General features: G+C 59.2%; 18 protein-coding genes and 1 other RNA gene. 4 read left to right on the top strand and 15 right to left on the bottom strand.

Going from position 1 to position 22,292, the window contains the following annotated elements; all coding sequences use genetic code 11:
* Positions 1 to 28: 28 nt before the first annotated feature.
* Genes EKN38_RS11460 through EKN38_RS11440 form a run of 5 tightly spaced genes read right to left on the bottom strand, consistent with a single transcriptional unit; the run spans position 29 to position 4,802 of the window.
* Positions 29 to 799 (bottom strand): 3-hydroxybutyrate dehydrogenase, encoded by a 771-nt coding sequence (locus EKN38_RS11460; protein WP_014831557.1) that lies wholly within the window; start codon positions 797 to 799, stop codon positions 29 to 31.
* Between the two features lie 10 nt (positions 800 to 809).
* The gene (locus tag EKN38_RS11455) at positions 810 to 2,201 is read right to left on the bottom strand and encodes a GntP family permease (RefSeq protein WP_013096992.1); all 1,392 of its coding nucleotides are present in this window, start codon (positions 2,199 to 2,201) and stop codon (positions 810 to 812) included.
* Positions 2,202 to 2,244: 43 nt separating this feature from the next.
* Positions 2,245 to 3,426 (bottom strand): acetyl-CoA C-acetyltransferase, encoded by a 1,182-nt coding sequence (locus EKN38_RS11450; RefSeq protein ID WP_014831558.1) that lies wholly within the window; start codon positions 3,424 to 3,426, stop codon positions 2,245 to 2,247.
* 9 nt (positions 3,427 to 3,435) lie between these two features.
* The gene (locus EKN38_RS11445) at positions 3,436 to 4,092 is read right to left on the bottom strand and encodes a CoA transferase subunit B (protein WP_063426294.1); all 657 of its coding nucleotides are present in this window, start codon (positions 4,090 to 4,092) and stop codon (positions 3,436 to 3,438) included.
* A 2-nt stretch (positions 4,093 to 4,094) separates the two neighbouring features.
* On the bottom strand, positions 4,095 to 4,802 hold the full coding sequence (locus tag EKN38_RS11440; RefSeq protein ID WP_014831560.1) for a CoA transferase subunit A: 708 nt from the start codon (positions 4,800 to 4,802) through the stop codon (positions 4,095 to 4,097).
* 140 nt (positions 4,803 to 4,942) lie between these two features.
* On the opposite strand from EKN38_RS11440, the gene EKN38_RS11435 reads away from it, so the two are divergent.
* Entirely contained in the window at positions 4,943 to 5,866 is a 924-nt protein-coding gene (locus EKN38_RS11435; protein ID WP_043951610.1) for a LysR family transcriptional regulator, read from the top strand.
* On the opposite strand, the gene EKN38_RS11430 is transcribed toward EKN38_RS11435, so the two are convergent.
* The 8 genes from EKN38_RS11430 to ppsR all read right to left on the bottom strand — a co-directional run bounded on the left by EKN38_RS11430 (position 5,833) and on the right by ppsR (position 13,964).
* The gene (locus tag EKN38_RS11430) at positions 5,833 to 6,612 is read right to left on the bottom strand and encodes a heme ABC transporter ATP-binding protein (protein ID WP_014831562.1); all 780 of its coding nucleotides are present in this window, start codon (positions 6,610 to 6,612) and stop codon (positions 5,833 to 5,835) included. The genes EKN38_RS11435 and EKN38_RS11430 overlap by 34 nt on opposite strands.
* Complete coding sequence (locus EKN38_RS11425) at positions 6,605 to 7,597, bottom strand: FecCD family ABC transporter permease (protein ID WP_014831563.1); 993 nt, start codon at positions 7,595 to 7,597, stop codon at positions 6,605 to 6,607. The genes EKN38_RS11430 and EKN38_RS11425 overlap by 8 nt, the downstream gene beginning before the upstream one ends.
* Positions 7,597 to 8,418 (bottom strand): hemin ABC transporter substrate-binding protein, encoded by an 822-nt coding sequence (locus EKN38_RS11420; protein WP_014831564.1) that lies wholly within the window; start codon positions 8,416 to 8,418, stop codon positions 7,597 to 7,599. The genes EKN38_RS11425 and EKN38_RS11420 overlap by 1 nt, the downstream gene beginning before the upstream one ends.
* The gene (chuS, locus tag EKN38_RS11415; RefSeq protein WP_014831565.1) at positions 8,415 to 9,443 is read right to left on the bottom strand and encodes a hematinate-forming heme oxygenase ChuS; all 1,029 of its coding nucleotides are present in this window, start codon (positions 9,441 to 9,443) and stop codon (positions 8,415 to 8,417) included. Before chuS ends, EKN38_RS11420 begins: the two co-directional genes overlap by 4 nt.
* A gap of 45 nt (positions 9,444 to 9,488) precedes the next feature.
* Complete coding sequence (locus tag EKN38_RS11410) at positions 9,489 to 11,474, bottom strand: TonB-dependent hemoglobin/transferrin/lactoferrin family receptor (protein ID WP_014831566.1); 1,986 nt, start codon at positions 11,472 to 11,474, stop codon at positions 9,489 to 9,491.
* A 77-nt stretch (positions 11,475 to 11,551) separates the two neighbouring features.
* On the bottom strand, positions 11,552 to 11,734 hold the full coding sequence (hemP, locus tag EKN38_RS11405; protein ID WP_014831567.1) for a hemin uptake protein HemP: 183 nt from the start codon (positions 11,732 to 11,734) through the stop codon (positions 11,552 to 11,554).
* A gap of 197 nt (positions 11,735 to 11,931) precedes the next feature.
* On the bottom strand, positions 11,932 to 12,978 hold the full coding sequence (aroH, locus tag EKN38_RS11400; RefSeq protein WP_014831568.1) for a 3-deoxy-7-phosphoheptulonate synthase AroH: 1,047 nt from the start codon (positions 12,976 to 12,978) through the stop codon (positions 11,932 to 11,934).
* 152 nt (positions 12,979 to 13,130) lie between these two features.
* Positions 13,131 to 13,964, bottom strand: coding sequence for a posphoenolpyruvate synthetase regulatory kinase/phosphorylase PpsR (gene ppsR, locus EKN38_RS11395; RefSeq protein ID WP_014831569.1), 834 nt, complete (start codon positions 13,962 to 13,964; stop codon positions 13,131 to 13,133).
* A 335-nt stretch (positions 13,965 to 14,299) separates the two neighbouring features.
* Here ppsR and ppsA point away from each other — a divergent pair, with 335 nt between their 5' ends.
* From ppsA to EKN38_RS11380, 3 genes are all read left to right on the top strand, one after another.
* Positions 14,300 to 16,678 (top strand): phosphoenolpyruvate synthase, encoded by a 2,379-nt coding sequence (gene ppsA, locus EKN38_RS11390; RefSeq protein ID WP_014831570.1) that lies wholly within the window; start codon positions 14,300 to 14,302, stop codon positions 16,676 to 16,678.
* Between the two features lie 233 nt (positions 16,679 to 16,911).
* On the top strand, positions 16,912 to 18,312 hold the full coding sequence (locus tag EKN38_RS11385; RefSeq protein WP_014831571.1) for an MFS transporter: 1,401 nt from the start codon (positions 16,912 to 16,914) through the stop codon (positions 18,310 to 18,312).
* 3 nt (positions 18,313 to 18,315) lie between these two features.
* Complete coding sequence (locus EKN38_RS11380; RefSeq protein WP_014831572.1) at positions 18,316 to 20,691, top strand: glycoside hydrolase family 3 N-terminal domain-containing protein; 2,376 nt, start codon at positions 18,316 to 18,318, stop codon at positions 20,689 to 20,691.
* A 5-nt stretch (positions 20,692 to 20,696) separates the two neighbouring features.
* Here the strand turns inward: EKN38_RS11380 and rprA are convergent.
* Positions 20,697 to 20,804, bottom strand: an RNA gene (rprA, locus tag EKN38_RS11375) — antisense sRNA RprA.
* A 209-nt stretch (positions 20,805 to 21,013) separates the two neighbouring features.
* The gene (ydiK, locus tag EKN38_RS11370) at positions 21,014 to 22,129 is read right to left on the bottom strand and encodes an AI-2E family transporter YdiK (RefSeq protein ID WP_014831573.1); all 1,116 of its coding nucleotides are present in this window, start codon (positions 22,127 to 22,129) and stop codon (positions 21,014 to 21,016) included.
* Between the last annotated feature and the right edge of the window lie 163 nt (positions 22,130 to 22,292).

The raw sequence follows: 22,292 nt of genomic DNA, 5'->3' as shown, positions 1-22,292 counted from the left end.
GGAAGCACAGGCTTGCCCGGCCGATACGTCACTGGGCGACCCATCCGCCGTCCATGTTCCACGCCGCGCCCCGCACGTGCACGGCGCTGTCGCTACATAAAAACAGCGCCAGTTCACCCAGCTGTTCCGGCGTAACAAATTCTCCTGAGGGCTGTTTCTCCGCAAGCAACTGCTCGCGCGCCCGATCCGCAGGCACACCTTCCGCGATACGTTTGTCGATCTGCTGCTGAACCAGCGGCGTAAGCACCCATCCCGGGCAGATGGCGTTCGCGGTAATACCGGTGCGGGCAGTCTCCAGCGCCAGGGATTTTGTAAAACCGACCACCCCATGCTTGGCGGCGACATAGGCAGACTTCTCTTTTGATGCCACCAGCCCATGCACGGAGGCGATATTAATGATGCGTCCCCAGTTTTTCTCGCGCATTGCAGGCAGCGCCAGACGGCTGGTGTGAAACACCGATGACAGGTTAATGGCAATAATGTCGTTCCATTTTTCCACCGGGAACGCCTCAACCGGGGCGACATGCTGTATGCCTGCGTTGTTGACAAGAATATCCACCCCGCCAAATTGCGTGTCGGCGTAGCGCATCATGGCTTCGATTTGCAGGACGTCACGCAGATCCGCTTCGTGATAGCCCGGCGTTTTCCCCAGCCGGGTAATCTCTTCTCTTGCCGCGTCACTGTCGCCAAAGCCGTTGAGGATCAGCTGCGCCCCGGCCTTCGCCAGTACGCGGGCGATGCCCAGACCAATGCCGCTGGTCGAGCCGGTGACCAGCGCCGTTTTACCGTTCAGATTCATTTGATTCTCCTTACACAATGCCGGTGAGATAGAACACGGCAATGACAAAAAGCACCGCCAGACTTTTAATGATCGTGATGGCGAAAATACCGCCGTAGGCCTGACGATGGCTAAGACCGGTGATGGCCAGCAAGGTGATCACCGCGCCGTTATGGGGGAGCGTATCCATGCCACCGCTGGCCATGGAGGCCACACGGTGCAGGACCTCCAGCGGAATATTCGCGGCGTGGGCGGCGGCGACAAAGCTGTCTGCCATGGCCGCCAGCGCAATGCTCATCCCACCTGAAGCCGAACCGGTGATCCCGGCGAGAACGGTCACGCTGATCGCTTCATTCAGTAACGGGTTCGGAATGGCCGCCAGCGCGTGGGATAAGACCAGAAAGCCGGGCAGGGCGGCGATAACCGCACCAAAACCATATTCCGAGGCGGTATTCATCGCCGCCAGGATCGCGCCGCTCACTGCCGTCCGGCTGCCTTCCGCCAGACGCCCCCGGATATTGCGAAAGCCAAAGATCAGCACCAGCACGATACCGGAAATCAGCGCGGCTTCCACGGCCCAGATGGCGGTGATCTTGCTGACCTCGGTCACAATCGGCTTTGCCAGCCCCGGCAGGGTCAGCTCGTGGCTGGTGCCATACCAACCGGGGATCCAGCGGGTAAACAGCAGGTTGAGGATCCCCACCACCAGCAGGGGGGAGATCGCAATCAGCGGATGGGGAAGGTTAATGTTGTCCGGCGTTTCCGGTTCGTTTTTCAGATCCGTGCCGTAACCTTCGTTGTTATTCAGCGCTTTTCGCCGCTGACGCTCCAGCCAGAGCAGGCCAAAGCAGATAATAAACAGCGAACCAATCAGCCCCAGCCAGGGGGCAGCCCAGGCGTTTGTACCGAAAAAGCTGGTGGGAATAATATTCTGGATCTGCGGCGTGCCGGGCAGGGCGTCCATAGTGAACGAGAACGCCCCCAGCGCCACGGTCGCCGGGATCAGCCGTTTGGGGATCCCGCTCTGGCGAAACAGTTCGGCGGCGAACGGGTATACGGCAAACGCCACCACGAAGAGCGATACGCCGCCGTAGGTTAACAGCGCGCAGACCAGCACAATCACCGGAATGGCGTGGCGGCGGCCAAGGATCTGAATCGCTGCGGCGACAATGGAGCGTGAGAAGCCGGAGAGTTCAATCAGCTTGCCAAACACGGCGCCCAGCAGGAACACCGGGAAGTAGAGCTTGACGAAGCCCACCATCTTTTCCATGAACAGGCCGGTAAACGTCGGGCCGACAGCGCCCGGGTCGGTCAACAGCACGGCACCCAGCGCCGCAATGGGCGCAAACAGAATAACGCTATATCCGCGATAGGCCGCCAGCATCAGCAGCGCCAGCGCCGCCAGGGCAATTAACACACTCATTGCGACTCCTTACTGTTGTTATATTCGGGTACTCACGAGAGGTTTAACGCTCGATGGTCAGCGCAATGCCTTGCCCGCCGCCTACGCACAGGGTGACGAGCCCTCTTTTGGCGTCACGGCGCTGCATCTCATGCAGCAGCGTCACAAGGATCCGACAGCCGGACGCGCCAATCGGATGGCCCAGCGCGATAGCGCCACCGTTGACATTGACTTTGCGCGCATCCCAGCCGAGCAGTTTGCCGACCGCCAGCGCCTGCGCGGCAAAGGCTTCATTGGCTTCGATGAGATCCACCTCATCCAGCGTCCAGCCCGCCCGTGCCAGCGCAGTCTGGCAGGCACTGACGGGACCGATGCCCATTACGGACGGATCGACGCCCGTGACGGCGTAGCTCACGATCCGGCCCAGCACCGGTAGTCCGCTCGCCCGCGCTTTTTCTTCGCTCATCAGCAACACCGCGGCGGCACCATCATTGAGGGTGGAGGCATTACCCGCGGTGACCGTGCCGTCCTCCTGGCGAAACGCGGGGCGCAGTTGCGCAAGCTGCTCTGCGGTGGTTCCTGGCCGGGGTTGTTCGTCATGACGAATCACCAAAGGCGGCTTCTTACCCTGTTTTACCGTTACCGGGGTAATCTCGGCCTCAAAGCGAGCAGATTCGATGGCAGACGCCGCCTTTTGCTGTGACCCGGCGGCGAAGGCATCCTGCTGCTCGCGTGAAATGCCGTACTGCCGGGCGACGTTTTCCGCGGTGATCCCCATGTGGTAATCGTTAAACGCATCCCACAGGCCGTCGACGATCATGCTGTCCTGCAGGCCCGTGTGGCCAAAACGTAGCCCGGAACGGGCGCCATCCAGCAGGTAAGGGGCATTGCTCATGCTCTCCTGACCGCCCGCAATCACCACCTCTGCGTCGCCACAGCGGATAGCCTGTGCCGCAAGCTGTACCGCCTTCAGCCCCGCGCCGCAGACCAGATTGACCGTGGTGGCAGGGGTACTGACGGGCAGCCCGGCGGCGATAGCCGTCTGACGCGCCGGGTTTTGTCCGCAGCCTGCCGTCAGCACCTGCCCAAAAATCAGTTCGTCTGTGTCACCTGCCGAAAGCGAGCTCTCCTCAAGCAGGCGGCGCACCGCGACAGCACCAAGTTCAACGGCGGAAAGGGTCGAGAGCGAGCCGCGAAAACTGCCAATCGGCGTTCGCGTTGCCCCGACTATCATGACGTTTTTCATGTTGAGTCCTCAGCTAAAGCGCATTTCGCGAACGTCGTCCGCCACAATGATTTTCCCGGCGGTTTTGTTGACGATGTCGTCAATGCTGACACCGGGGGCATATTCCCGCAGAATGAACGCACCGTCTTTAATTTCCAGCAGTGCCAGGTCGGTTAACACCCGGTGAATGCAGCCCACCCCGGTGAGCGGCAGCGTGCAGCGCGACAGCAGTTTTGACTCACCGCTTTTCGAAGCATGAGTCATCACGACGATGATGTTCTGCGCCCCGGCGACGAGATCCATGGCGCCGCCCATGCCTTTCACCATCTTTCCGGGGATCATCCACGAGGCGATGTTGCCTTCGACGTCCACCTCAAACGCCCCCAGCACCGTGAGGTCGACGTGACCGCCCCGGATCATGGCGAACGACTGGGCCGAGTCGAAAATGGCGGCACCGGTTCGCGCGGTAACGGTCTGCTTACCGGCGTTGATCATGTCGGCATCAAGACTCTGCGCATCGGGAAATTCCCCCATCCCCAGCAGTCCGTTTTCTGACTGGAGCATCACGTCCATGCCGTCCGGGATGTAGTTCGCCACCAGCGTCGGGATACCGATCCCCAGGTTGACGTAGTAACCGTCGCGCAGCTCGCGGGCGACGCGCATGGCCATCTGTTCGCGGGTTAACATGGTCAGACTCCCTCTGCGCGCAGCGTGCGCTGTTCAATGCGTTTCTCAAACTGGCCGACAATCAGCCTGTCGACGTAAATTCCCGGAGTGTGGATCGCGGACGGCGGCAGCTCACCCGGCGGGACAATCTCTTCCACCTCCACCACGGTTATCCGTCCTGCGGTGGCCATCAGCGGGTTGAAATTCTGCGCGGTATGGCGATAGATAACGTTGCCGTACCAGTCCGCTTTCCAGCCCTTGATAAGCGCAAAATCGCCGGTGATGGCCTCTTCAAGGATGTAGTGCTTACCGGCAAACTGACGTACCTCTTTCCCTGCGGCCACGGGCGTGCCATAGCCAGTAGCCGTGTAAAATGCCGGAATACCGGCCCCGCCCGCGCGCACCTTTTCGGCCAGCGTGCCCTGGGGCGTCAGCTCAATCTCCAGCTCTCCGCTCAGCACCTGCTGTTCGAACAGCGCGTTCTCGCCGACGTAAGACGCCACCACCTTCCGCACCTGGCGCGTCTCCAGCAGCAGCCCGAGCCCGAAACCATCCACGCCGCAGTTGTTCGAGACCACCGTCAGGCCCTGCACCTGACGGCGTTTGACTTCCGTAATCAGATTTTCAGGAATACCGCACAGGCCAAAGCCGCCCGCCAGCAATGTCATCCCGTCCGTCAGCCCCTCCAGCGCCTGCGCATAGCTGCTGACGCGCTTATCCAGTCCTGCCATAACCATCCCTCCTGTTGTCCGTGGCGGTATCATTGGGGGCGACGACTCTTTTGTTAATTTTGAATTTGTGACCCACTCATTTGGTTTTTTTATTAATTTCCTGTTAACTAAATTTTTTCAATTAGTTAACAGGATGAAAAATGAGAATGAGTGTCAAACAGTTACGCGCGTTTTTAGCGGTAGCTCACACTCTCAATTTTGCGCACGCCAGCGAACGGCTAAATCTTTCTCAGCCTGCCCTCAGCCTGACGATTAAAGGGCTGGAGGATGCGCTGGGAGGCCCGCTGCTGCAGCGAAGCACGCGTAAGGTCACCCTGACGCAGGAGGGCGAAACCTTTTTACCGATGGCGCGGCAGCTGCTGGCTGACTGGGATAACGTGGAAGAGGCAATGCACCAGTGCTTTACGCTGCAGCGCGGCAAAATCTCGGTCGCGGCCATGCCGTCGTTTGCGGCCAACGTCCTGCCGGAGGTGCTGAAAGCGTTTCGCGATCGCCACGCCGGGATCAACGTCACCGTGCATGATGTCATCAACGAACAGGTGATTGAGATGGTGCGGGAAGGGCGGGTCGAGATGGGGATCGCCTTTGAACCGGCGCCGACGCATAACCTGCTGTTTACGCCGCTGGGCCTCGACCGGTTTGTCGCCATTGTGCCGAAAGCGTCTCCCCTTGCGGTGAAAAAACGCCTCTCCTGGAATGAACTGCTGACGCTGGATTTCATTACCCTGCAGCGCCCCTCGGCGGTGCGCCTGATGATGGAAGAGGAGCTGGCCCGTAGCGGCCGCAAGCTGGAGGTGGCGCTGGAGAGCCATCAGCTGGTGACGGTAGGGAGGATGGTCGCCAGCGGGCTGGGCGGCAGTGCCGTACCGGCGCTGTGCGAGGCGCAGATGACATCGCTGGGTGCGGTCTGCATTCCGCTGGACAGCCCGCCGATAGAAAAGTGTATCGGGGTGATCCATCCGGGGCACACGCAGCTCTCAAAAGCGGCGCATGCCCTGCTGGAAACCCTGAAAGATTTTTATCAGCCCGATCAGGGGGCGAGAAATACCTGCGGCGCGGCTTGAGCCGGGTGTCGGCCAACGTGCACCTGCGCGCCGTACCAGCGCGTCAGCGTATCGGCCTGCAGAACCGCCTCCGGGGTCCCCTGAGCGACCATTTTGCCGTTATGTAACAGCAGGATCCGATCCGCCCACAGCGCCGCCAGATTGAGATCGTGCAGGACCACACAGACATGCAAATGCCCCCGACGGGTCAGGGAAGAGAGCAGGCGCAGCAGATGCTGCTGGTGGTAAAGATCCAGCGCGGACGTGGGTTCATCGAGAAACAGCCAACCGCGCGGCGCACCGTCGCACCAGAGCTGTGCCAGCGCGCGGGCGAGCTGGACGCGTTGCTGCTCCCCGCCGGAGAGCGCCGCAAACTGCCTGCCCGCCAGCGGTAAACAGCCGGAGATGGCCATCACTTCCTCAATTACTGACGCCTCAGGGCGACGCGTCCACGGCGCACGCCCCATCCCGATCACCGCCTCCACCGGCCAGTCGAATCCGAGCTGCGTACTCTGGCGCATTACCGCCCGGTAGCGGGAGAGCCTGTCCGGCAGCCAGGCCGCAAGCGGCGTTCCCGCCAGACTGCACTGTCCACTTGCGGGTTTGAGATAGCCGGTAAGCAGGCGTAACAAGGTCGATTTCCCGGCACCGTTGGGGCCTATCAGCGCCACCAGTTCGCCCTGAGAGAGGGTCAGCGACACGTTGTCGATCAGCGTCCGTTGCCCGGCGTGAAAGACAATATTTTCCGCACAATAGCGTTCAGCCATGCGCACCTCCGCGACGAAAGATAAGCCACAGGAACCACGGCGCACCGAGAAGACTGGTCAATAAACCGACCGGCATTTCCGCCGGGGCGACCAGGGTACGCGCCAGCGTATCGGCCGCCAGCAACAGTAACGCACCGGCCAGCACCGAGCCGGGGATCACTGCCCGGTGGTCGGCCCCCAGCCACATGCGCACCAGGTGTGGCACCACAAGGCCAACAAAACCGATAACGCCGCTGACGGCCACCGCGGCGGCCACCAGCAGGGCGCTGCACAGCAGCAGGAGCCGCTGCACAACGGCCACCTCCACCCCGAGGTAGTGCGCCTCTTCTTCGCCAAGCTGCAGCAAATTAAGCGCGCCAGCCAGGCGCCAGATAACCAGCACGGTGGGAACCATCAGCGAGCAGACGGCCAGCAGCGTTGACCACTGGGCCTGGCCGAGGCTGCCCATGCCCCAGAGTGAGAGCTGGCGAAGCTGGGCATCATTACTGAGCCATGACAGCACGCCGACGGCCGCCCCGCACAGGGCATTGATGGCAATCCCCACCAGCAGCAGGCGCGACAGGGAACTGTCACGTTGCCGGCTAAGCAGGAAAATGACGAAAGTCGCGGCCAGCGCGCCGAGAAACGCCGCCAGCATCGGGGCGTACAGCATCACCAGCGCGGGTAGCGAGAGCGGAATAACCACCCACAGCGCGACGGCGAGTGCTGCGCCGCTGCTGATCCCCAGCAGGCCCGGGTCGGCCAGCGGGTTACGAAACAGTCCCTGCATCACGCAGCCCGCCAGCGCCAGCGAACCGCCGATCGCCAGCGCCAGCAGCACGCGGGGCAGGCGGATTGTCAGCCAGATCTGACGCAGCGCGTCGTCGCTGCCGGTCCACAGCAGGCTGACCGGCAGGCGCAACGCGCCCACACCGCTGGCCGCCAGCGTCATGACGGCCAGCAGCGCGGCCAGCAACCACAATGCCAGTACGGCGCGTCGGGACATCAGGGCAGTTGCTCCGCTTTACGGCGTAACTGCTGGATCGCCTGTGGCGTTCGCACGCTAAAGCCCAGCAGCGCCATATCGTCGATGGCCAGCATCTGCCGGTGACGTCCCGCAGGGGTTTGCGCCAGACCGGGCAGTTGCCATACCGCATCCGTCCCGCCCAGAGCGTTAACGCCATCCTGCGAAATCACCACCAGGTCGGGCTGACTGGCGATAACCCCTTCCTGAGACAGCGGCTGATAGCGGGTGAAACCCTGCATCGCATTCTGCAGTCCCGCCGCACGGATCGCAGCATCCGCCGCGGTTTGTTGCCCGGCGGCCATCGCGGTCATCCCGCCGTGGTTGAGAATAAACAGCACCCGTTTATTGAGCGGTGACGCAGGAAGCGCCGACAGCGCCTGACGCAGCGTGTTGCGCAGGGTTTTCCCTTCGGCCTCGCGGTGTGTCGCTTCAGCGATAACCCGAACCTTTTCATCGATAACGCTCAGATCATTGCCTGCCGGAACGGTGATCACCCTGACGTGGCTCTGCGCTACCTGTTTTAACGCCAGAGACGGCTGTGCCTGCGCACTGGCCAGCACCAGCGTGGGGCGCATGGACAAAATGCCTTCGGCATTCAGCTGGCGCAAATAGCCCACGTCCGGCAGCGCGTTCGCCGCCTGTGGCCACTGGCTGGTGCTGTCGCGTGCCACCAGCGAAGACGCCGCGCCGAGTGCATAGACAATCTCGGTAACGTCACCGCCGAGCGCGACGATTTTCGCCTGCGGTGCAGCAAGTGCCAGCAGCGGCAGGGCGCTGATCAGGGCAAGCCATTTTTTCATGCGGCCAGCCCTTTTGCCGTTAAGGCGTCGATCTGGCTGCGCCACTGGCTTTGCTCGGGTTCGCCTTCGCTCCGCTGGCCGTACAGCTGGGCAATCTGCGTGCCGTCGGCGGAAAACAGCTCCAGACTGGTGACATGTCCGTCAGCCGTCGGTTTGCGCGTGACCCAGGATTCGGCGATGGCGCCTTCCAGCAGATGCAGGGTAAAGGCCGGGTTGAAGATGTTCAGCCAGCCCTTCATCGGCATCAGTTTTTCCACCACGCCGGTGAAGATCTGCACGCAGCCGCGGTTGCCGACGAAAATCATGATTTCGTTCCCGTCCTGGCGCGCCGTTTCCAGCAGCTGGGCCAGCGCGGTGTTGTCGACCCTGCAGGCCAGATCGTCGCCCACCAGGCGAAACGCCTGCTGGCGGCTGAGGTTGTGGCGCTTGAGCAGACTGAAGAACTGATGCACGTCGGTCATGGCACGCCACTCAGTATCCACGAGCGAGGCGTCCGGGTTTTCAGCGTGAGCCGGGACATCGGCCGTTTTCAACGCCAGTGGCGGATTCCCGGCAAAGATAAAGCGGGTGAGCAGGTCGCCCCAGGCGGTGAGGTCGGTGTTATCCGTGGCGTAAACCTTCAGCAGGGCGTCGCCCTGGTGGTCGAAGAACTGAATACTCTGTCGCTCGCCACGGGCGGTGGCCTCGCTGATGTGAAATACGCTCGCCCACTGGTTAAGGAACAGGCGCAGATCCAGCGCGCGCGGGTTGAGGATCAGCCCGGCGTGGCCGCTCAGGTGTTGATGGGTAAAGGCGCCGACCTGCTCGTGAACGGCGTAGTCGTTGCGGCAAATGCATTTGGTTTCGCCCACCGCTTCCAGCGCGGCCAGGATCTCGCGGACGTCACCGCGCAGGCGCCAGGCGTCATGACCCACACGGGCGAAGGTCAGCTCGGCTTCGCTGATGTTCATTAAACCTGCGATGTCGCGCGCGTACTTACCCGGATTGTCTTCTTTTAGCTCAAGCCAGCGTGTGTAGTGATTCATTGTCTTTTCCTCTCAAAGCATTGCCCCGGCCAGCCGGGGCGGGGATTACCACTGATAACTGACGAAAATCTTCCCGTTTCGGCCATCCTGCGGAATGCCCTGTGGCGACCAGTATTCTTTGTCGAAGGCGTTGCCCAGCACCAGCGTCGTGGTGACGCCTTTAAGCTGCGCCTGGCCGGTGTAGCTCACGTAGAAATCGTTGACCGCATAGCCGGGCTGCTCGCTGTAGCTGCTGCTGATGTGCGTTGAGCGATCGACAAAGGTGCCGATCCAGCCGACGGAGAAGCCGCTTTGTGCCAGCGGAACATCCAGCTTGCTGGTGACGGTATCCGGATTGATGCTGGAGATGTACTCGCCCGTGTCGGTATCTTTTCCGCGCGTGCGGTTATAGGCGAGGTCGAGGTTGAACAGGTCGGCGGAGTATTTCGCCATCACGTCCCAGCCCCAGATTTTGGCGTTCGGGACGTTATATGACATGGTGGTCGCCGCCGCAAAATTGACGGTGGTGGAGATGTAGTCTTTGGCGTTGGTATCGAAATAGCTGGCTTTAAACTCCAGCGCATCGTTGGCCAGCATCAGGTCATCAAAGCGCAGACCAAAACCATACTCCTGCGTTTCGTTGGTTTCCGGGCGCAGATTCGGGTTTGGCACCCAGTAGTTGGTATAGAAGCGGCCGATGGAGAAGTGTTTGGCGTCGTTATACATTTCGCCCATGGTCGGTGCACGGAACGCCTGCGCGTAAGAGCCGAACAGCATCAGCCAGTCGGTCGGGCTGACGGTCAACCCGGCGCGGGAGGACCACTTATCGGCATCCACATCCTTGTAGCCGTCGCTGCTGCCGCGGTAGTTGTCGTAGCGCGTGCCGCCCAGAAGGGTCACGGGCAGGTCGCGCAGGGTGATTTCATCCTGCAGCCAGCCGGAGCTGAAATCGATTTGCGCCTGCGGGAAGCCCGTCGTTGCGCCGCCCGGGCGTTGCTCCTGACGATAATACTCACCGCCGTAGGTCAGCAGATGTGACGCAAAGGAATCGCTGAACAGACGGGTGCGGTTCTCCACTTTGCCACCTTTGGTGGTCTGTTTACGAAACTCACCGCTGCCGTCGATATTCTGGGCGTTGATGCGCGCTTCGGACCAGTAGATTTTCGCGTCGGCGTTCAGCCAGTCGTTACCCTGTGGAGCAAGGTGATAGCCGAGCTGTGCGTCACGCTGGATGGTGGAGCGGTCGGTCAGCGGGTTACTGCTGCTGTCTGCTGCACTGGTTTGCGGGTTTTTCGGCTCCTGTGCGGCGTTATTGTAATAGCGCAGGGAACCGCTCAGGCTCTGGGCCGCGTCGATTTTCCAGCTGCCCTTCGCCAGCATGTTCTGAATGGATTCGTCGTTCGGGGCGGTTGTACCGTCACTCTGGCGCAGATCGCCGCGATCCCGGCTCGACCAGGAGACCAGCCCGTCCAGGATATCGGTACGGCCATAGGCGCTGGCCCCCATGCCGATGCTGTGATCGCCCGTCGCACCGGTAGCGAACACCCGGTAGCCGCTGTTTTTACCCGGCTCCAGCAGATCTTTGGCATCGACGGTGTCATAGGCAATCACACCGCCCAGCGCGCCGCTGCCGTACAGCAGGGCCGACGGACCGCGCACCACTTCGATACGTTTAATCAGCGCTGGATCGAGGAAGGTGCTGTTCAGGTGGCCGGTGTCGGTGCCCTGGCGCACGCCGTCAACCAGTACCAGCACGCCGCGACGGTCATAACCGCGCAGGTTAACGTCCTGGCCGTTGGTACGTCCGGTGCCATCGAGCGTCAGGCCGGGAACGTTACGCAGCAGGTCGGCCGCCGAGCTGGCGGTCTGTTTATCCGGTGTGCTGGCGTCAATCACGCTCACCATCATGGGAGCTTCGAAGGCGCTACGGGCGTTACCCGTGGCGGTCACGGTCATTTCATCTGTGGTAGCAAACGCGACGCCCGGCAGGGTGCTGACAATCGCCAGCGCCAGCAGTGACGGACGTAAAGGCGCGGAAGGCAGGTGTGGCATAGCAACTCTCCATTAAGAATTGAAAGCGCTGGCTGCCTGGGGGGTCACCTGGGTGGCTGGCGGAGTTTTTGTGTTGTTTATTTTGTGAGGATCAATTTTCCGGCATGGGTCTGACGCAACAGGTAGTACTGACCGTCATGCTCGATAATGACCCGTCCCTCATCGCCCAGCAGGGTTTTGCTGTCAATGCGACGCCCGGCGGGGGCGGGTGCTGTGTCTGTTTTTGGCGGCGTTGCCGCAGTGTTATCCGTACGTGACATAATGTTTATAAATAACAATCAATGTAACAATGATAATCATTATCAATAAACTACAAATTCGCGGCAAGCGTTTTTGTGAAAAAATGGTGAGAGGATCAAATTTGTGCAATGAAACGCCCGGTGGCGGCTACGCCTTACCGGGCCTACAACGGCACGTATCGTAGGTCGGGTAAGCGCAGCGCCACCCGACAATAACATCAGAAGCGCGAATCTACCGCAGACGCCAGCTTCTCCAGCAGCAGTTCGCTGTCTTCCCAGCTCAGGCACGGGTCGGTGATCGACTGGCCGTAAACCAGCGGCTGACCCGACACGATTTTCTGCGCGCCTTCGCGGATAAAGCTTTCGGCCATAATGCCCGCAATGGCGCTTGAACCGCTGCGGATCTGCTGGCAGATCTCATCGCAGACATCCAGCTGGCGACGGTGCTGTTTCTGACAGTTACCGTGGCTGAAGTCCACCACCAGATGTTCCGGCAGATCGAACTCGGCCAGCGTTTCACAGGCCGCGGCAATATCCCCGGCGTGATAGTTCGGTTTCTTCCCGCCGCGCATAATGATATGCCCGTACGGGTTACCGCTGGTCTGGTAGATGGTCATCTGGCCGCTCTTATCCGGCGAGAGGAACATGTGGCTGGCACGTGCTGCGCGAATAGCATCAACCGCAATCCGGGTGTTGCCGTCGGTTCCGTTTTTAAACCCGACCGGGCAGGAGAGGGCAGAGGCCATTTCACGGTGGATCTGGCTTTCGGTGGTCCGTGCGCCAATCGCGCCCCAGCTGATCAGATCGGCGATAAACTGGCCGGTCACCATATCGAGGAACTCGGTTGCCGTGGGAACGCCCAGCTCGTTCACCTGCAGAAGCAGCTTACGCGCCAGCTCAATCCCGTGGTTAACGCGATAGCTGCCGTTGAGATCGGGGTCTGAAATTAATCCCTTCCAGCCCACCACGGTACGGGGTTTTTCAAAGTAGGTCCGCATCACGATCTCAAGGCGATGCTGGTGTTGTTCCCGCAGTCCCTGTAGCCGTTTTGCATAATCCATCGCCGCGTCCAGATCATGGATCGAGCACGGACCAATCACTACCAGAAGACGTTTGTCTTCACCATTGAGGATTTTTTCTATACGTCGGCGCGAGGCCGTAACATGCTCCGCAACGCCTGCGGAAAGAGGATGCCGCTGTGCCAGTTCAGCCGGTGTGACCAGGCTGTCAATGCGCGCTGTGCGGAGTTCGTCGGTTTTATTCATGGAATGTCTCAGAAATTTTGTGCTTCATCGGCAGACTACCGGGAAGTGATGGGCATCACCTTAAACCAATCCCTGCTGATTTCAAGTTCGGGGCGGCTCCGCCCCGAGGATGTGGATGATGATACCCGAATCTGAGCTAATGTACTAGCATGTTAGTACATGCGGCGATTGAGACCCATGATGTCGAGAATTTTGGTGGCGATCTCTTCGACCGAATAGTTGGTGCTGTTGAGCCATGGGATCTGGTTTTTGCGGTACAACGCTTCCACTTCGGAGACTTCCATTCGGCACTGGCGCATGGAGGCGTAGCGGCTGTTCTCGCGTCGCTCTTCGCGGATCGCCGCCAGCCGTTCCGGATTAATGGTCAGACCGAACAGCTTGTGCTGCAGCGGCTTCAGGGCAGCAGGCAGCACCAGATTATCCATATCATCGGCAATGAACGGGTAGTTAGCGGCACGAATACCAAACTGCATCGCCAGGTAGAGGCTGGTTGGGGTTTTACCGCAGCGCGAGACGCCCAGCAAAATGACCTGCGCCTGGTCGAGGTTACGCAGCGAGATCCCGTCGTCGTGCGCCAGGGTGTAGTCAATGGCGGCGATACGCGCATCGTATTTGGTCAGGTTGCCGGGGTTCAGCCCGTGGGTTCGGTGCGCGATGGGGGTCGGGTCGAGTTTCAGCTCGCTCTGCAGCGGGGCCACCAGCGCCTGAACGATATCCTGGCAAAACCCTTCACTCTGCAGAATGATGCTGCGAATTTCCGGGATCACAATGGAGTAGAAGACCAGCGGGCGCACGCCGGTCTGCTGGTAAATGGCGTCAATCTGATCCTTGACCGCCCGCGCGCGGCTCTCATTTTCCACAAACGGCAGCGTGATGCTGTTAATCGAAACGGGGAACTGCGACATCACCGCGTGCCCCAGCACCTCGGCGGTAATCGCCGTACCATCAGAAATATAAAAAACGTGGCGATCGACAGCATTATCCATTTTATCCACCCTGAATATCGGACCTAATTGTCTGAAAGCATAAATTAAAAAAGTTAATTGCACAGCAAAGAACTTGTCCTAATTATAAATGGAACGGTGTTTTTGATTTTCCTGAAAAGTGGATTTCATTTTTCAAATAGCGACTTCATTTTTGTGGTTTTTGGCTGAATATATAGGAATCATCGGGTTATCGGATGGTGGGAAAGTATCCGAAAAGTTGAAAATTTAAATTGCTTACACGATTCACCGTTTTTTTAGCGCTAATAATTATGCCAGTATAAATACGTAGTCAGGTGTTTCTTACTCCGATCAAATATCACAAAAGGATTGTTTCGATGTCCAACAATGGCTCGTCACCGCTGGTGCTTTGGTATAACCAACTCGGCATGAATGATGTAGACAGAGTTGGGGGCAAAAATGCCTCCCTGGGTGAAATGATTACAAATCTGTCCGGTATGGGTGTCTCCGTACCAAACGGGTTTGCCACAACCGCCGATGCGTTTAACCTGTTTTTAGACCAGAGCGGTGTAAACCAGCGCATTTACGACCTGCTGGATAAAACGGATATTGATGACGTTACCGAGCTTGCCAAAGCCGGGGCGCAGATCCGCCAGTGGATTATCGACACACCTTTCCAGCCGGAGCTGGAAAAAGCCATTCACGATGCGTACAACCAGCTCTCCGCTGATGATGCGCAGGCCTCTTTCGCCGTGCGCTCCTCTGCAACCGCAGAAGACATGCCGGATGCTTCGTTCGCCGGGCAGCAGGAAACCTTCCTGAACGTCCAGGGGTACGATGCGGTGCTGGTGGCGGTGAAACACGTGTTCGCCTCCCTGTTTAACGATCGCGCCATCTCCTATCGCGTGCACCAGGGCTATGACCATCGCGGCGTGGCGCTCTCCGCGGGCGTACAGCGCATGGTGCGTTCCGACGTGGGCTCTTCCGGCGTGATGTTCTCCATCGATACCGAATCCGGCTTCGACCAGGTGGTGTTCATCACCTCCGCGTGGGGTCTGGGTGAAATGGTGGTGCAGGGGGCCGTGAACCCTGACGAATTCTATGTCCACAAACCGACGCTTGCCGCTAACCGTCCGGCAGTAGTTCGCCGCACCATGGGCTCGAAAAAAATCCGCATGATCTATGCCCCGACCCAGGAGCATGGCAAGCAGGTGAAAATTGAAGATGTACCGCAGGAGCTGCGCGACCGCTTCTCCCTGACAGACGCCGAAGTGCAGGAGCTGGCGAAGCAGGCGGTGCAGATTGAAAAACACTACGGCCGTCCAATGGACATCGAGTGGGCCAAAGACGGGAACACCGGCAAGCTGTTCATCGTCCAGGCGCGTCCGGAAACCGTTCGCTCCCGTGGTCAGGTCATGGAGCGTTATACCCTCCACGCGCAGGGCAAAGTCGTCGCGGAAGGTCGCGCGATTGGTCACCGCATTGGTGCCGGTCCGGTGAAAGTGATCCACGATATCAGCGAGATGAACCGCATTCAGCCGGGCGACGTGCTGGTAACCGACATGACCGACCCGGACTGGGAACCGATCATGAAGAAAGCCGCGGCTATCGTCACCAACCGTGGCGGCCGTACCTGTCACGCGGCGATCATCGCCCGCGAGCTGGGGATCCCGGCGGTTGTCGGCTGCGGTGACGCAACCGAACGCATGAAGGACGGACAGAACGTGACCGTCTCCTGTGCCGAAGGGGATACCGGCTACGTGTATGCCGACATCCTCGACTTCAGCGTGAAAAGCTCCAGCGTCGATACCATGCCGGACCTGCCGCTGAAGATCATGATGAACGTCGGTAACCCGGACCGCGCGTTTGACTTCGCCTGCCTGCCGAACGAAGGCGTGGGCCTGGCGCGTCTGGAATTTATCATCAACCGTATGATCGGCGTTCACCCGCGCGCGCTGCTGGAGTTTGACGACCAGGACGCAAAGCTGCAGAACGAAATTCGCGAGATGATGAAAGGCTACGACTCGCCGAAAGAGTTCTACGTCGGCCGTCTGACCGAAGGGATCGCGACGCTCGGTGCGGCGTTTTATCCGAAGCGCGTGATTGTGCGTCTGTCGGACTTTAAATCTAACGAATACGCCAACCTGGTGGGCGGCGAGCGTTACGAGCCGGAAGAAGAGAACCCGATGCTGGGCTTCCGTGGGGCCGGACGTTATGTCTCCGACAGCTTCCGCGACTGCTTCGCGCTGGAGTGTGAAGCGGTAAAACGCGTGCGCAACGACATGGGGCTGACCAACGTTGAGATCATGATCCCGTTTGTACGCACCTTGGATCAGGCGAAAGCGGTGGTGGATGAGCTGGCGCGCCAGGGTCTGAAGCGCGGCGAGAACGGGCTGAAGATCATCATGATGTGTGAGATCCCGTCCAACGCCCTGCTGGCAGAGCAATTCCTGGAGCACTTCGACGGCTTCTCTATCGGCTCTAACGACATGACGCAGCTGACGCTGGGTCTGGACCGTGACTCCGGCGTGGTCTCTGAGCTGTTCGATGAGCGCAACGAGGCGGTGAAAGCCCTGCTGTCGATGTCCATCCGTGCGGCGAAGAAACAGGGTAAATACGTCGGGATTTGTGGCCAGGGCCCTTCTGACCATGAAGACTTCGCGGCCTGGCTGATGGAAGAGGGGATCGACAGTCTTTCCCTCAACCCGGACACCGTGGTGCAAACCTGGCTGAGCCTGGCTGAACTGAATAAGTAACGTCATCCGTATCTGAAAAGGCGAGGGAAATAATCCTCGCCTTTTTTATTTCCGCTTATATTTGCTCCCCATCACAAATAAAGTAAAAAACCAAATATCATAATTTGTCTGTTAGTTTAGACAATTGTTAGCGCGCAAAGCGTTGCTAATACTTGAGCCTTACCGCGCAAATCAACAGGATTTTGCGCAACTGGTTGAAATACGTTTTAACCTGATAAAAAGGCAAATAACAAATGACAATCTCCTCTGTACTGCGTACCAAAGATAAAATAGGTTATGGCTTAGGTGATATGGCCAGTGCGCTGGTCTGGCAAACAGCGACGTTATTTCTTGCTTATTTCTATACAGACGTTTTCGGTTTACCCGCGGCCATTATGGGCACCATGTTTTTAGTGGTGCGCGTGGTCGACGCCTTTATTGATCCCTGTATAGGCGCGCTGGTGGATCGCACCCAAACGCGTCACGGTCGTTTCCGTCCATGGCTGCTCTGGTTTGCCATTCCGTTTGGCGTAAGCTGCCTCATTACGTTCTACGTTCCCGACGTCAGGCCCACGGCGAAAATCGTGTATGCCTGCGTGACCTACGGGATTTTAAGCCTCATCTATTCCGCCATTAACGTCCCTTACTGCGCCATGCCGGGCGCACTGACGCTGGATCCGCGCGAGCGTCATTCGCTGCAGTCGTGGCGCTTTGGCCTGTCGTTTATCGGCGGGTTGATTGTGACGGTTATCGCGTTGCCGCTGGTCTCGCATCTAGGGCAGGGCAACGTACAGAAAGGCTATTTCTATGCCATGAGCCTGATGGGATTGCTGGGGATTATTTTATTCTTCTGCTGTTTCCTGATGACCCGCGAGCGCTATTCTCCGCGTAATGACACCTCTGGCTCCATGCTCACCGATTTAAAACGGCTGGCCGCCAATAGCCAGTGGCGAATTGTGTTCCTGTTTAATATTTTGCTGTTAACGGCGGTCGTGACGCGCGGTTCTGCCACGATGTATTACGTGAATTATGTGCTGTTGCGCCCGGAACTGGTCTTTGCCTTTATCGTCTCCGGGATGGTGGCCTCCTTAAGTGGCGCATTATTATCCGAACGGCTGCTGGGGAAATTTGACCGCGTACGCGCCTATCAGTGGACCATTATTTCTTTCGTGATCTTCGGGGCGCTGATCTTCTTCCTGCCGCCTTCACAGGTCTGGCTGATTTTCGGCCTCAATATTGTCTTTAGCTTCATCCAGAACCTGACCACGCCGCTGCAGTGGACCATGTTCTCCGATGTGGTCGACTACGAAGAGCACCGCAGCGGCCGTCGGCTTGATGGTCTGGTCTTCTCCACCGCGCTGTTTGCCATCAAGTTTGGTCTGGCGCTGGGCGGAGCGGTGGTGGGTTGGGTGCTCGGGATGGTGGATTACGCGCCAGGCCAGGCAACCCAGGCGCCGCACGTACTCACGACCATTAACGCGCTATTTACCCTTATTCCGTGCGTGCTGTTCCTCTGCATGGTCGCACTGCTTGCCATCTACAAACTCAACAGCCGGCTGGTGGATACCATCGCCCGCGAACTGGCCAGCAAGCGCGACGTGCGGCCAGAAGCAGGGCAACTCAGCCCGGCTGCCCCTTCCGCCCTACAGGAGTAAAACATGACTGCAATCTATAAGGACGCGGGACGTCCCGTGCACGAGCGCGTCGCCGACTTGTTGGCACGCATGACCCCGGAAGAGAAATTTGCCCAGATGCATGCTTACTGGCTGATCCTCGATGAAAACGGCAACCACCGTGAGCGCAGCGACTTGAGTGATGAATTCGCGGGGGTGAGTGAACAGGCCTCGCTCAGCGAACGACTGAAGCTGGGCGTCGGGCAGATCACCCGTCCGCTGGGCACCCATATCGTTGATGCGCAAACCGGCGTGCGCGCCGCCAACCGTCTGCAGCGCATGATGATGGAAGAGACGCGGCTTGGCATTCCGGCGCTGTTCCATGAGGAGTGTCTGGTGGGGTTGTTGTGCAAAGATGCGACGCTGTTCCCGTCCTCGCTGAACTACGGTTCAACCTGGGATCCGGCCCTGGTGCAGCAGGCAGCAGAGCAGATAGGTAAAGAAGCGCGCTCTGTGGGCTGTCAGCAGGGGCTGGCCCCGGTACTGGATGTCTCCCGCGATGTGCGCTGGGGGCGCACGGAAGAGACCTTTGGCGAAGATCCCTGGCTGGTGGGGGTGATGGCCACGGCCTACGTTAAAGGGCTGCAGGGCGATAAACGCGATCTGCTGGCCACGCTTAAGCACTATGTGGGCCACTCGTTCAGCGAGGGGGCGCGCAACCATGCCCCGGTTCATCTGGGCTTTAGCGAGCTGAATGATACCTTCCTGCTGCCATTTGAAATGGCAGTGAAGCTGGCCAATGCCGGGTCGGTGATGCCAGCCTACCACGATATCGACAATCAGCCGGGGCACAGCGACCACTTCCTGCTGACCACCGTCCTGCGCGAACAGTGGGGCTTTGACGGGATCGTTGTGGCGGACTATGGCGGCGTCAGCCTGCTGCATCAGCATCACGGGGTCTCGCATGATGCGACCGAATCCGCCGCACTGGCCTTTAACGCCGGGCTTGATGTTGAGCTGCCGAAAGATGACTGCGCCCGCCATCTGGCCGAGGCCGTCGGGCGTGGTCTGATCTCCATGGCAAAAGTGGACGAAATTGTAGGACGCGTGCTGACCGAAAAATTCCGTCTCGGCCTGTTTGAAAACCCGTATGCCGATGAACGCGGCATTGATTTGCAAAATGAGACCACCCGGCAGGTTGCACGTGAGGTGGCGACCCGCTCGCTGACGTTGCTGGAGAATAACGGCATTTTGCCTCTCGGCGGCAAACCCCGCGTGGCGGTGGTGGGACCCACGGCGGACGATCCGCTGGCGTTGCTCAGCGGCTACAGCTTCCCGGTGCATTTAATTATCAGCGATATGGTTGACGAAACCTCGCAGGTGACGACCCCGCGCGCGGCGCTGGAGCACTATCTGGGCGCGTCGAACGTGCGTTACGCCAAAGGGTGTCACATCATTGAAAAACGGATGGCGGGTGCGCCGGTCTTCCCGGGTGACAGCGGGGGCAAACCGATGCAGCAGTCGCCGGTGTCGCAAAGTATCGCGCTGATCCCCGAAGCCGTGAACGCCGCGCAGGAGAGCGACGTGGTGGTAGCCTGCGTCGGCGACCTCGCCGGTTTGTTCCAGAGCGGCACAGTAGGGGAAGGATCCGATACCGATTCCCTGAACCTGCCTGGTGTTCAGCAACAGCTGCTGGACGCCCTGGTCGCCACGGGCAAACCGGTGATTGTGGTGATGACCGGCGGGCGGCCGTACAACCTTCAGGGGCTGGAAGATAAGGTCGCGGCGCTGATGATGGCCTGGGCGCCTGGGCAGGAAGGGGGCTGGGCGATTGCCGATGTGTTAACCGGCCGCGCGGAGCCGCAGGGACGTCTGGTGGTGAGCGTGCCGAAAAGTGCGGGCGCCATGCCGTACTACTACAACCACAAGCTGAAAAGCGGCGGCACGCCATTCGCGTTCCACTTTGGCTCCCGCTATCCCTTTGGTTTCGGCCTTGGCTGGACGCAATTTAACTGGGGCGCAGCACGCCTCGCGCAAAACAGCGTACCGGTGGACGGCGAGGTGGTGCTGAGTATTGACGTCACCAACCGCGGTGAACGCAGCGGCAGCGAGGTGGTGCAGGTGTACGTCCGGGATAAGGTTGCCACGCAGGTGCGGCCGCTTCAGGAGCTGAAAGCGTTCCAGCGCGTGGCGCTCGCGCCGGGCGAAACGGCCACGCTCACTTTTACGCTGCCCGTGGAGATGTTCAACTTTACCCGTCGGGACGGCAAACGCATTGTTGAGCCGGGCGAGTTTGAGCTGCAGCTGGGGGCATCGTCGGCAGATATTCGCGACGTGGTGACGGTCAATGTGACGGGAGAGACGCGGGTGCTGCCTGCTGAATGGCGCATGCTAAGCACCTGTCAGGTTCAGCACGCGTAGTCAGGATAAAAAAAAGCCCATCGTGGGAGATGGGCAAAGACTACACACAGCAATTCGTTGTTTCACTCAGGGGATTTCCATGCTTATAAATCAAGGTGTTGATTTATAACCGTGAGCTAATAGTAGGCATGCCAGCCCTGAGCGTCGATCAGATTCGTCTCAATAGTTAAAGAGAAGTAAAGATTTCTTGAATTGAATAGCGGACTTAGAGCAAAAAAGGCGGGTCGGACCAGTGTGTAGCGAATAAATAGTTTAGCAACGTTTAAGTATTGCAGGGGGGAATGTAGGCCGGGTAAGCGTCAGCGCCACCCGGCAACCCCTTTTACTGCGTATTCTTCTCTTCCAGCTCTTCCAGTTCGCTCAAAATCACATCCGGGTCAGTTCCCGGCGGCGGTACTTCGTGTACCCAGGCGGAGAAGAGACGCCAGGTGACGGCAAGCAGTACCGGTCCAATAAACAGACCGATCATCCCAAAGGCGATTAACCCGCCAATGACGCCGGAGAGGATCAGGATCAGCGGCAGGTCCGCGCCCATGCGGATGAGGATGGGACGAATCACGTTATCCATGGTGCCGACCACACAGCTCCAGACCAGCAGAACGGTTCCCCACGTGGTATCCCCCGTCCAGTAAAGCCAGATGATGCTGGGGACCAGCACCAGCAACGGACCCAGTTGCGCAAGACAGGTCATCAGCATCACCACCGTAAAGACGGTGGCGTACGGCACGCCAGAAATGGCCAGGCCGATACCGCCCAGCACCGCCTGCACCAGCGCCGTGACGACCACGCCAAGCGCAACCGCCCGCACGGCCTGCGCCGCCAGCAGAACCGCAGCATCGCCGCGTTTGCCGGCCAGTCGGGTGGCGAAATGGCGAACGCCCAACGCTACCTGCTCACCGCGCCAGTAGAGCAGGGCGCTGAAGACCAGCATCAGCGCACAGTGCATCATAAAGCGACCAATATGGGCCGCCTGACCCACAAACCAGGTGGTGGTGGTGCCAATATACGGACGTACTTTCGCCATCAGCGCGCTGCCGCCCATCTCCAGCAGGCTGTGCCAGCCGCTGTAAAGTTTGGCGCCTACCACCGGAATGCTGTTCAGCCAGGCGAGATCCGGTAGCGTTAAATCACCGCTGGTAACGGCGCGAATCACCGGGCCACTGGAATCGACAAGACTGTTCACCAGCAGCGCAATTGGAATAATAAACAGCAGGAACAGCAGCAGCGTCATGACCAGTACCGCCAGACCGCGGCGGCCAAACAGCAGTTTTTGCAAACGTAACAGCACCGGCCAGGTCGCCACGACCACCGTCGCGGCCCAGGCGAAGCCAAGTATGAAAGGTTGAACAATCCACAGACACGCAATAATCATGAGGGCCAGAAACAGCACCGACAGCATAATTTGCGCAACATCCCTGGGCTGGCGAAGATTGACCATAAATGAAACTTTCCTTAATAAACACCAGCGAGGCTGGCGGGAACGGATAACCGCGTCTCTCTAATCATTAATGATATCAGCGATTTTTGACAGGCGGATTTTGCCCGTAATTCAGCGAAGCACATAAGAAAAAAATGTGATAAAACTTTCCAGACACAACGCA

This window comes from Enterobacter sp. WCHEn045836 (assembly GCF_003965585.1).
Lineage (GTDB): Bacteria > Pseudomonadota > Gammaproteobacteria > Enterobacterales > Enterobacteriaceae > Enterobacter > Enterobacter dissolvens.
The sequence above is the reverse complement of the archived record's forward strand: the minus strand, read 5'-3'. Positions and strand labels throughout refer to the sequence as shown.